Source organism: Limisphaerales bacterium, assembly GCA_014382585.1.
Classification (GTDB): domain Bacteria; phylum Verrucomicrobiota; class Verrucomicrobiia; order Limisphaerales; family UBA1100; genus JACNJL01.
The window spans coordinates 42,263-53,549 of record JACNJL010000035.1; the positions used below are offsets into that span (position 1 = coordinate 42,263).

Below are 11,287 nucleotides of genomic sequence, written 5' to 3' on the forward strand. Positions count from 1 at the left end.
CAAAAAAACAGGCAATGACTCAAGCCATCGCCTGTTTGATTTTGATTTGTTGCAATTAGCTCTTCAGCGCCTTCTGCGCACCGGCCGCAGCGATGGCGAGGCATTGTTTAATATCCGCAATCGGATTGGCGGCGTTTTCCTCGTACTCAAGACTCAAGGCGCCATCGGCGGGAAATTTCACTTTCTTCAACGCCTTAAACACCGCTACCACATCGAGATGGCCTTTGCCTAAAATCACGCCGTGCGTCGATTTTTTTTGTTCGGCGAAATCCTTCAAGTGAATGCCATACAACCGGTCACCCAGTTTATGAATCACCTCCACCGGATCTTCCGAGCTGCGGATGTAGTGGCCGAGATCCGCGCAGAACCCAATCCGCTTGTCGTGCCCCTTCACCGCTTTCAAGGCATCATCAATTTTATCAAAACGCGCGGATGGCCCGTGATTGTGAATCGCAATCCGCACATCATATTTCGCCACCAACTTGTCGAGGCTATCAAAAGAATCCGGCTTCGGATCCGCGCTGATGTTCCGAATGCCCGCCAGTTTGGCAAACCGGAAAATCTTTTCATTCGCTTCGTGATTGCCGCCAAACCCGTTCACCCCGTGCGCACTCACGTGCAAATCGTGCTTTACCAGCTTCGCATTCATTTCGCCAATTTTTTTCTTATCCGGCGTGATCGGATAATGCCGTCCGAAAAACTCCACCCAATGCAGCCCCAAATCATCAATCTTTTGGAGGGCCCCTTCCTTGCCATCAATACCGAAGGCTCGCAGCGAATAGCTCTGGATACCCATTGGAAAACCCCCGTATTTCTTGAGGGAAGCCGCACGCGCCTTGGAGAGCTTCACGGACTTGGCGAGGATTTGGGGCACATCAAACCAAGTTGCACCCGCAGCGGCTGCAGTTGTGAGTGTGGTTTGCAGAAAAGAACGTCGATTCATATTCATAATAAAAAGTGGAACAACCGGAGGATGAGCCTACTTCACCCCTCTGGCAAGGCCAATTCGGGAGGGTTTTTAAGACTTCTGCCTTGCGTGGATTTGGTGAGGGTGGTTAGGATTTGGGTATGAAGACCGTGCTGACAACTTTGCTGGCGATTTGCCTGTGTGTGCCTTTGGTGGCGGATGAGAAGAAGAAGGAGCGTTTTGAGAAGAAGAAGGAGCGTTTTGAGAAGAAGAAGGCAGCGGCGGAGAAAGGAGATGCAAGGGCGCAAGCCAGCCTTGGGCAGTTGTATAGCTTAGGCATAGGAGTGGAGAAGAATTTCAAGGAAGCGGTGAAGTGGTTCCAGAAAGCTGCCGATCAGGGAAATGCCTTGGGGCAATACAACATTGGGTGGCACCATTCATTAGGCCAAGGAGTAGAGAAGGATAATGTGACCGCTTATGCGTGGTGGAATATTGCTGAGGCTAATGGCTATGAGTATGCCAAGAAACGCGAAGAAACTCTCGCCAAGAAAATGACCGGCGAAGACATCACCAAAGCCGAGGCACTGGTTAAGGAGATGATCAAAAAGAATCCGAAGCTGATTCAGAAAAAGAAGTAACTACTCCCTTAGCGGATTGTTACCCCGTAAAATTTCGCTGCATTCTTCCAGAAGAGCTTTTCAGTCACCCCCTTGCCTTTGGCAGCAAAATATTCATTAATGATCGCCAGTTGCTCACCATATTTCCCGCCCCGATCAGTCACCGGCCAGTTGCTGCCATAAATGATCCGGTCCTCCCCAAAAGCTTCATACACCACTTCAAAAATAGGCGCATAGTAGCTCACCTTCTTCGGGGCCGGACTGCGGTTACTGCGCTGGAAGATGCCTGAAACTTTGCAGCACACATTCGGGTATTGTGCAGCCGCCTGCACCTTCTTTGTCCACGCTGCTTCAGCCGGCACACCATTAATAATCAGCCCCGTCAGATGATTAATCAGAATCTTCAGTTTCGGCAGACGTTTTGCAATCAGAACAATGTCATCCAAATCGAAATCAGACATCAATACATCGAGCGTGAGTCCTTTGTCTGAAAGCAGTTTTAAATCCCGCCAAACCGCATCATTAAACCCACTCACTCCCTCAGGAAAACTACGCAGCCGGATCCCCACATACCGCTTATCCTTGGCAAACCGCTCCAGATGCTTGGCAAATTCCGGTGTGCCCACCGGAAGGTTCCCCACCACTCCTACGTAGTGCTTGGGATTATGGGCCACCAGATCAAGAATCCACTGGTTATCCTCCACCCGATCACTCGCTTCCACAATCACCGTGGCCGTAACGCCATTGGCCTTGGTGACTTTATCATAATGCTTTGGCAACACCGGCCGGTAAAGCACCTGATCTGATGGCTTTGGCCAGGGCACCCCACCCGCACGCGTGGTGTCATACAAATGAATGTGGGTATCGATCACCGGAATTCCACCGGTCATACCCGGCGGTATGGCGGTGCAGCAACCGGCAAGTCCCAGTACAAAAATCAAACTCGGAATCATGGAAATTAATGGGCGCATGCGGCAATGTCTAACGACCAGCCTTCAATGTCCACTGAAAATAAAGAGGCCAGAGAAAACCTGGTTTCGGTTAGGAACAGCGCTTTAATTCAATCGCCAAGTCCGGCAAATACATTGGTGAACTGCCACACAAAACAACGTCTGCACCCGCCGTAATAAAGTCTTCGAAATCTGCCGCGCTGGAAACCCCGCCCACGGCAGCTAATGCGAGCGGGAGCTGTTCCGAGTTGATCACCACCCGCGCTTCGCGCACCGCCGTCACGCATGGCTCGTGAATGATGCGGCCCATCACTCCCGCCTTTAGATAATCATCACCGAACACCGGCTGCCCGTCAGCGTGCCTCACTTCGCGCGCAATCCCGTTCACCAATGTGATACCCGAAGCGTTATCGGCCACCGCATGCAAAAATGCGCGTTGTTTTTCTAAATCAGGAAACACCCCAATCTTAAGCAACAACGGCGTGACACCAATCGCACTCCGAACGGTTTGTGTAACCATTTCACTCAGGTTTTCATCACAATACACCTGCCCTTCGGCAGAGCAGACATTCGGACAGGAGTAGTTGGCCTCAATCACATCCGCCCCGGCCTCAGCAGCCCATGCGGCGCATTGGGCATAGTCATCAGCCACTTGCTTGGCACTCCAGCCGGCCTCTGGACTTGCCACCACCGAGACAATTAAGCGTTGCCCTTCACGTAAAACCCCCTTCGCGCGTGCGATATCTTCCCGCCAAAATTCCGGTGACATCGACGGCATCCCAAAACACACCGCCGAGCTAATATCCGCCGGATCATTCGGTAAATCATCGGTTGCATAAACCGGCCCCTCGCCAGCATCGGCATCCACAAAAGCCCAATTGGGCGGCGGATAACACGCACGCGCGGACGAGCGCACAGTTTTGTATGTCAACAAATCCCACCCGCGCTCGGCGTAGCCTTCGATCCATTTCGCATTGAGCAATAAACCGGCGGCGATCCCGAGGCGGCTGTTCACTGGAAAGCCGAGAAATTCGACCCGTTCGTTTTCGGGGGTAACAGAAACATGGGTTGGCGATGAAAGCCGCGGGCCGCGCTGAAAGTTTTCCGCATAAGTCGCGGCGAGATCGTAAGCACAGTGCATTTGCGATGATAACCACGCGCGCGGTGGCGGGCAAGTGCAGCTATGGTTTTACGAAGCGATAGGTGCCGTCATTCTCGCGCGCGATGCGTTGAAGGATATCCGCGCCGGCTTTGTCGTGAAAGGCAAGCGTGTTGATGCGCGCCTTGAGTTGGCGATTGCCCGCAGCGATCGCATCCAGCGGTGGGCCATCAGAAAACTGGCCGTCCGTGAGCAACCACACCGTGTCTGGCTTGAGATTAAAACACCATTGTAATGCCTGTGTGGGATTGGTTCCGCCGTCCACACTTCGCCCGCGAACCCAGTCGATCGCCCAGTTGATATTTTTCGGCGTGCCGGCCAGCATCGCCCGCGCGGGCATCGCCTGGGCCCCGTCACTGAAAAAATAAATCATAAATTGGTCGGTGGGTTTCAGGCCTTTCAGTGTGGCGCATAATTCTTTTTTCGCGCCGGCCAGTCGATTGCCCGACATGCTGTATGATTTATCAATGATGAACACAAACTTGTTGCCCCGACTGGCTGTGCCAAAAAAGCTCACGCCCTCTTCCGGCTTGGCGCGCAGCATGTTGAGGTTTGCCATCGCCACCGGATGACGATTGCGTGCGGCCAATTTCCACCAATATTCGGCGGCGGCTTTGTTGACATCCGCGCCACGACCCTCGAAGAAAAGATTGCCCAAGTCCACCTGCGCATTGGCGTCACCCGCTTTGGCGCGCCGAACCAGTTCCTCCATTTCAGCGCGAGACAATACCGGCGCAGGATCGGACTCCGGCGCGGGCTCATTACCGGCTTCAATCTCTTCACCCTCGGCTGCCACGGTTTCGGAGGAATCCTTGGCCACCGGCACAACGGGTTCTGCGGTGAGGGATTGGCCGGATTTTTCTAAGCGCGGATTGGCAGCGGGCTTAGCCTGTTTTGAACAGCCGGAAATAAAAACAGCAATTAAAAGTAGCATACCCAAAATCGGGATTGCGAAACGCCTCATATGATTAATATAGCACAATTTAAGATGCTTCGCAATTGCTGTGGATTGTAGTCCCGGCTCGGCGGGCCGGGACCCGGGCCACCGGCCCGGGCTACATTGATTCGCCTCACCGTTGCGAGTGAAGCGAAATATCATTAACTCCCCCACCCTTCCGCCAAACGTACGAGCGTGCGCACAGCAATGCCACTGGCGCCTTTGCCGGCGTTGGGCTGGGCTTTGTCGAACCACGCGGTACCGGCGATGTCGAGGTGCGCCCACGGGGTGCCTTCGACGAATTGCTCCAAAAATTTTGCGGCAGTGATCGTGCCAGCTTTGCGATCCGAACCGGCATTGCGCAGGTCGCTCATATCGCCACGCATCGGCTCAAAATAATCGGCATCCATCGGCAACGGCCAAAAGCGTTCACCACATTCGCGTCCGCGCATTGCGATGCCGTCGCCGAGCGCTTTGTGATTGCCGAGCAACGCCACGCGTACGCTGCCGAGTGCGACGCTGACTGCCCCGGTCAGCGTGGCGGCGTTGATGATGTGCGTTGCGCCGAGGCGATTGGCGTAGGTGAGCGCATCGGCAAGTACGAGGCGGCCTTCGGCATCCGTGTTGATGACTTCAATGGTTTTGCCATTCATCGCGGTGATGATGTCGCCCGGGCGCGTGGCGGTGCCGCTGGGCATATTTTCCGCCATGGCGAGCAGACAGGTGACGCGCACGCGCGGCTGCAAACGGCCGATGGCGGTGATGGCGCCGATCATCGTGGCGGCGCCGCCCATGTCGTACTTCATTTTCTCCATCGAATTGGCAGGTTTAAGCGACAGCCCGCCGGTGTCGAAGGTGATGCCTTTGCCAACCAGAAAAAGATGATCATCGTTAATTGGATCCTCGGGATTCCAGCTGAGCCGAACCATTCGTGGTGGGCGCACGGAGCCTTGGCCGACAGCGAGGAGCGCGCCCGCGCCCATTTCGCGCAGGGCATTTTCGTCGAGCACTTCCACTTCCAATCCGGCCGCTTCGCCTTCGCGTGCGGCGCGCGTTGCGAATTCTTCGGGGCCCAAATCGTTGCCGGGAATTTCCACCAACTCGCGCGCAAGATTGACACACTCGGCAGTGACGCGTCCGGCATCAGCGGTCGATTGGTCACCGGTGGTCAGCAAAATGACTTCCTCGACCGGCCAAGGTTTTTGTTCTTTATAACCACTGGGCCGATGCTCGCCAAAGCCCGCGCCCTCGGCGGCCAAACGCACGCAAGCCTCGGGCGGCAGCAGCAACGCGACCGAGCGGCACTTGGCCCTGGCGGCGGCGCGCACGGCTTGGCCGGCGGCAGCAAACCAATGGCGCGCCATCGGCGCTTCGCCAAGGCCAATCAGGAAGACGCGTTTTACGGCGGTATCCGGCACGCGATGGATGAGCGTGCACGCGCCGGTTTTGCCGGTGAATTCGCCGGTCTCAATGAGTTCGCCGGGCAAGCCGCCAAGGCGCGCATTGAGCGCGGCGTCCACCGCTGCGCCATTGGCCAACGGCACGGCCAGCGCGTCGACGTTGAGTTCTTCCCAGTTTCCAGAATGAAGGGTGATGTTCATATTTTTAAAATTTTATTTGTGGTCCGGCCCGGGCTCCATCGTCGCAATAGCGTGCAATAAATCGGTGGCGGCTTGGTGATATAATTTTTTGAGCTGTTCTTTGTCTTTGGTTTCGTTTGCCTTGGCCCGAAGGTCGCGGAAGTCGAGTGGTTCGCCAAACTTAATTTCCACGCGATACGGGCGCGGCAGCCAATGGTGGCGGTTGTAGGCTTCAAAAGCACCAAACAATCGGACGGGAACCACGGGCGCATCGCTCTTGAGAATGATGAGGCCCACGCCCGGCTGCGGAGCCTGGATTTGGCCGGTGGCCGAGCGGGTGCCTTCGGGATACATCATCACCGCATCGCCGGCGCGCAGGCGGGTGAAAAAAGTTTTCAAGCCACGACCACTGCCGGATTGGTCGACGGGGATGACATTCCAGCTATGCAACAACCAACCGAGCACGGGCACTTTGTAGGCGCTGTCGCGCGCCAAAGCGATGACCAGCCGTTGCAGCGAGCACACCAAATAAATGGGGTCGAGATAACTCACGTGGTTGGAGGCCAGAATCACGCTATGCTCGGCGGGCACACGATCGACGTGCAGCACGCGGCGGCGAATCCAAAAGCGAGTGAGCAGCCCGAACAAAAACCGCGCCAGTCGGTAAGAGAAATTGATGCGCGTGGGCGTTCGGGCCATCAGTCAGTTTCCCTGCCCGCGAAAAATGCGCAGCACTTTGCGGCGCAACAGCGCGGGCCATAGCGCTTTGAGAATGGGCGCGAGGCGCAGGCGGGGCGGGATGATGAGTTCGCTCTGGCGCTCGCGCATCGCATCGATGATTTCGCGCGCGCATTCGTCAAGCGTGATGGATTCGTGATTGTGCGAGCGCTTGCTTTCACCCATCGCCGCACCATCGGCGGTGCACGCGTTGGCGCGCATTTGGGTGCCTTGAATCCAATGCGGATGGACGGTCAAAATATCAACGCCGGTTTCCTCCAACTCGTAGCGCAGCGTATCACAAAAACCTTCGAGCGCGTGTTTGCTGGCAACGTATCCGGAATGCGCGGGCACGGCTATTTTGCCTTGGATGCTGCCGATGGAAACTATGAGGCCGCCGGTCTTCTTGAGCGCGGGCAGCGCGAAGTGCAGGGTGTTCACAAGGCCCAAATAATTGACCTCCATCAATCGGCGAAACAAATTGAGGTCAGTCACTTCATCGAATTTGGCCCACATACTGAGGCCGGCGTTGGAGATGAGAAAATCGATACCGCCAAAGCGCTCCGTGGTTTTGGCGATGAGGCACTCGCAATCTTCAGGTTGCGTGACATCGCCGGTGACAGCCATCGCTTCCCCACCCGCCGCTTCGCATTCGGCCACGGCCTCGGCCAAGGCTTCGGCGTTGCGGGCGAATAGCACCACGCGACATTGTCGCGCGGCAAGATCGCGCGCAAGTTGGCGGCCCAAGCCGGATGAGGCACCGGTGATGATGACGACTTTTTCGGCAAACATTAGTCCGCCTTGTTGAACGACGCAATGGCCTCATCGGTCAAGCCCCATTCGCGCAGCGGCTCGGGGCCGGGAAGAATTTTGCCGGGGTTCATCACGGCTTTGGGGTCGAGGCCGTCCTTGAGCGCGCGCACGGCTTTGACGCCGGTGGGCGAAAGATCGGCCTCAATCCACGGGAGATGCTCCGTGCCGATGGCGTGATGATGGCTGACGGTGCCGCCGTTTTGGAGGAAGGAATCTTCGGCGGCTTTTTTGATATAAAGATATTGATCCATCTCGCGGCCTTCGATTTGGCGGCAACCGAAGGTGAAGTAGAGGCTCGCGCCGGTGTGATAGTTGTGGCTGATGTGGCAGCCTACCCACGGATCCACGCCGGTATCGCGAATGGCTTTGCGAATGTTGGCAAGGGTTTTGGTATAAAGATTGTGAAGATTGTCCCAGGTGGTGGAGGTTTCGCTGACGTCGCCCATCACGCCGCGGTCCATCAAATAATCGCGCACATGCGGGAAATCATACTTCGCTTCCTTGAAGGAATTGCCCGGACCTTCGCCGAGGTTCACGCCGCCGTGCTTTCGGAAAACCCGATTGGATTCCCGGCGCTGCAAATGGAACGTATCGTAATCACCTTCGTACGCGGTGGTCATCATACAGCATTTCGTGAAGTCAATGCCTTTGATGTTTCGTAAATACCATTTCATCATCGCGCCAATTTTTTGTTTCACCGGCGACTCCACTTTTTTGAAAGCCGCACTCAGGGCCGTCTTGCCCGGATCGTTGAGGCGCGTGATGACCGGCATCGCGCCGTGCCGCATGCATTCGTGAATGGCGTGAATGCCGCTCTCGAAATCCGGGAACAACCAACCTTCAAACAATTTATATTCCGGCAAGCGATGCACTTGCATCGTCACCTCGGTGATGACGCCGAGGATGCCTTCGCTACCCACGCACAAACTCCGCACGTCAATGCCGTTGGAAGTATTGGGAACCGTGCGCGTGACGATCGTGCCGCTGGGCGTGACCATTCGCACCGCGATGACCATATCCTCGATCTTGCCGTACTTGTCGCTTTGCATTCCCGCCGAACGCGTGGCCACCCAACCGCCGAGCGTGGAGTGCACAAACGAATCCGGAAAATGCCCAAGCGTAACGCCTTCCGCCTCAAGCTGTTCCTCCATATGCGGCCCGTAAACGCCGGCCTCGATGCGGGCGAGTAGCGATTTTTTATCCACCGCCAACACGCGATGCATCCGGCACATATCGAGACTCACAATGAATCGCCCATCGCGGTCCTTCGGCTCAATGCAACCGGCGATGTTTGTGCCGCCGCCAAACGGAATGAGCACGGCGTTGTGTTCGTGCGCGGCTTTGACGATGGCCACCACGTCGTCTTCGCTTGCCGGATAGATAACAAGGTCGGGCGCGAAATCCACTTGCCCGCGCCGCAGGCGAAACAAATCGCGAAAGGCTTTTCCAGCGGCGTGGATGAGGCGGTCTTTTTTGTCGACAGAAACTTGATCGCCCGCCAGCGCGTCACGCAGCGCGGCAACAAAGGGAGCGTTCTCTTTGGCGGCGGGCAAATGCACGTCATCAAACTTCACCGGTGGGGTGGGCTCGACTTGTTCCAGCCCCAACTCGCCGCTGAGGTAGGGCCACAGCTTCGGCTTGTCAGCATCGCTGAAGCGCACATCCTCATAGCCCCATCCCCACCATTTCATGTGGCGAATTTTCGGGTCAGCCATGGAGTTCCTTCAGTTTGTGAATGCGGTTTTCCATCTCGCGAGTGATCGCGCTGTAAATCATGCGACCACCGCCATGTTCTTCGCGAAAACGGTTGGGGTCAATCGCTTCCCCTATGTAAACCCGCAGGCGCGTGGGTTTGAAAAACTTGCCGCCTTTCGGGTACGCGCGGTGCGTGCCGTTAATATAAACCGGCACAATCGGCAGGCTTAATTCGGTGGCGATCATCGCCGGCCCTTTTTTCATCGGCGCCATCTCGCCGGTTTGCGAGCGCGTGCCTTCGGGATAAATGATGAGGCTGCGGTGTCCGTGACCGGTGAATTCTCGGCAGGCGACCATCAGCTTCACGATGCTCTCGCGGTTCGCGCCACGATCGGCAGGGATAAGATTCATCAGACGCGAGAGAAAGCTGTTGCGTTTTTGGTTGTCGAAAAAATAATCTTTCGCCGCCACCATTCCGTATTGCTCGAAATCCTCGCCACCGGCGTACATCAACGCGGCGCTGTCCATATGGCTGCAGTGGTTGCTGCAAAACATAAAGGGCGCGGACGGGAGATTTTCGCGCCCCACCACTTTCAGCGGACACCACACATTAAAAAGCACGCGACAAAACAGCTCGAAACACTTGTGCCACATCGCCGCCGTGCCGTGCGGGGATTTGCGCAAATAGCCGTACTCCGGCTCGAGTTCCGTCTCTTTCAGCAATTCCTGAAAGCTCGACACGTCTTACCTTCCGAATTTCGCGTGGGCCTCGGCAAACTCGTTGCTCACAATGGCCCCCGCCAGTGAAATCTCCAACGCCAACGCCGAAGCACAAATGATCTCCGCCAGTTTGCACGAAGAATGTTCACCACCGGCGCAGCCCAATAATTCCAAATTCGCCCGTTGCGCGTGCAAGCGCGTGGCGCCACCCACCGTGCCCACCGTCACGCTCGGCATACTCAGCGTGGCGTACAAATCGTCGCCGCGTTTTTCGTACGTCGCAATACCGATGGCGTTCTCCGCCACGCACGCCACGTCCTGCCCCAGCGCGAGGTAGAGCGCGGCCAGCGCGTTGGCGGTGTGGAGATTCATCCCCAACATCCCGGCCATTTGCGAGCCGAGATGTTTGTCGGTAAGCGCCTCGATGAGTTGATCAGCCGTGACGCGCAGCAGCTTTTTCAGGATGCGATTGGGAATCTGAAAACTGGCGATGACGTGATGGCCTCGCCCTTTGGTAAGGCTGCGGTGCGCGGGATTTTTGTCCGCGTTATAATTGCTTTCCAACAAATATCGAAACGGCGTTTCGCCGGAAAGATGTTCGACAATGTAACGGCACGCGGCATCGGTGCTCAACGTCACCATATTTTGTCCGGCCGCCTCGGCGGTATGATAAATGAAATCGAGGATGACGCGGTTGTGGATGATTTGTTTATCAATCCGCAATAGTTTGCCGTAGCGCGTGGTGTTTTCGGCGGCATTTTTGATATCATCGTAGCGGGCGTCGATGATGTTGAGAAAAGCCAGCGCCTCTTCGATTTCATCAAACCGAAACACCGGCGCGCGCGAAAGTTCCTGCTTCACGTGGCGCGTCTTGATGCCGCCCGCGCGATGGGTGAGATAAAGTCCGCGCGTCATCGAAAGGCTCAGCGTGCCTTCCACCGTGCACAGCGGCACATAAAAATCACCGTGCGCATAAGTGCCATCGATTTTCAGCGGCCCGGAAATGCTCAACGGCAGCCCCACAAAGCCCACGTGATTTTCGATGAGCCCCTTGAGATTTTCTGGCTCATCCAGCGCGAACTCCGGCACCGTGTGCCCCGTCTGCTCCTGCAACCATTGCTGGCGTGCCTCAGTGTCCGCTTGGGCGTACCCGCGCGGTGGTGTCAGTTTGTTCATTATATTTGGCCAAAAA

The 11,287-nt window shown here is 56.2% G+C and carries 11 protein-coding genes; 1 reads left to right on the forward strand and 10 read right to left on the reverse strand.

All coding sequences use genetic code 11. The features are described 5' to 3' along the window. Nucleotides 1-55: 55 nt before the first annotated feature. On the reverse strand, nucleotides 56-649 hold the full coding sequence (locus tag H8E27_06280) for a sugar phosphate isomerase/epimerase (GenBank protein MBC8325215.1): 594 nt from the start codon (nucleotides 647-649) through the stop codon (nucleotides 56-58). Between the two features lie 419 nt (nucleotides 650-1,068). On the opposite strand from H8E27_06280, the gene H8E27_06285 reads away from it, so the two are divergent. After that, nucleotides 1,069-1,545 (forward strand): sel1 repeat family protein, encoded by a 477-nt coding sequence (locus tag H8E27_06285; protein ID MBC8325216.1) that lies wholly within the window; start codon nucleotides 1,069-1,071, stop codon nucleotides 1,543-1,545. Nucleotides 1,546-1,553: 8 nt separating this feature from the next. Here H8E27_06285 and H8E27_06290 read toward each other — a convergent pair whose 3' ends face one another. The 9 genes from H8E27_06290 to H8E27_06330 form a co-directional block, all read right to left on the reverse strand. Next, nucleotides 1,554-2,495: an amidohydrolase family protein gene (locus H8E27_06290; protein ID MBC8325217.1), complete on the reverse strand. Its 942-nt coding sequence runs from the start codon at nucleotides 2,493-2,495 to the stop codon at nucleotides 1,554-1,556. 70 nt (nucleotides 2,496-2,565) lie between these two features. Continuing rightward, nucleotides 2,566-3,615 (reverse strand): hypothetical protein, encoded by a 1,050-nt coding sequence (locus H8E27_06295; protein ID MBC8325218.1) that lies wholly within the window; start codon nucleotides 3,613-3,615, stop codon nucleotides 2,566-2,568. Between the two features lie 40 nt (nucleotides 3,616-3,655). Continuing rightward, on the reverse strand, nucleotides 3,656-4,597 hold the full coding sequence (locus tag H8E27_06300; protein MBC8325219.1) for a VWA domain-containing protein: 942 nt from the start codon (nucleotides 4,595-4,597) through the stop codon (nucleotides 3,656-3,658). Nucleotides 4,598-4,731: 134 nt separating this feature from the next. Continuing rightward, a complete protein-coding gene (locus H8E27_06305; protein ID MBC8325220.1) occupies nucleotides 4,732-6,171 on the reverse strand; it encodes a leucyl aminopeptidase in 1,440 nt (479 codons plus the stop codon). A 12-nt stretch (nucleotides 6,172-6,183) separates the two neighbouring features. Next, nucleotides 6,184-6,849: a 1-acyl-sn-glycerol-3-phosphate acyltransferase gene (locus tag H8E27_06310; GenBank protein MBC8325221.1), complete on the reverse strand. Its 666-nt coding sequence runs from the start codon at nucleotides 6,847-6,849 to the stop codon at nucleotides 6,184-6,186. A 3-nt stretch (nucleotides 6,850-6,852) separates the two neighbouring features. Then, complete coding sequence (locus H8E27_06315; GenBank protein ID MBC8325222.1) at nucleotides 6,853-7,659, reverse strand: SDR family oxidoreductase; 807 nt, start codon at nucleotides 7,657-7,659, stop codon at nucleotides 6,853-6,855. Then, nucleotides 7,659-9,371, reverse strand: coding sequence for an FAD-binding oxidoreductase (locus H8E27_06320; GenBank protein MBC8325223.1), 1,713 nt, complete (start codon nucleotides 9,369-9,371; stop codon nucleotides 7,659-7,661). The genes H8E27_06315 and H8E27_06320 overlap by 1 nt, the downstream gene beginning before the upstream one ends. Before the next feature lie 16 nt (nucleotides 9,372-9,387). Next, nucleotides 9,388-10,116 carry a 1-acyl-sn-glycerol-3-phosphate acyltransferase gene (locus H8E27_06325; protein ID MBC8325224.1) on the reverse strand — a complete coding sequence of 243 codons (729 nt, stop codon included), beginning with the start codon at nucleotides 10,114-10,116 and terminating at the stop codon, nucleotides 9,388-9,390. 3 nt (nucleotides 10,117-10,119) lie between these two features. Then, nucleotides 10,120-11,271: a hydroxymethylglutaryl-CoA reductase gene (locus H8E27_06330; GenBank protein MBC8325225.1), complete on the reverse strand. Its 1,152-nt coding sequence runs from the start codon at nucleotides 11,269-11,271 to the stop codon at nucleotides 10,120-10,122. Nucleotides 11,272-11,287 lie beyond the last annotated feature (16 nt).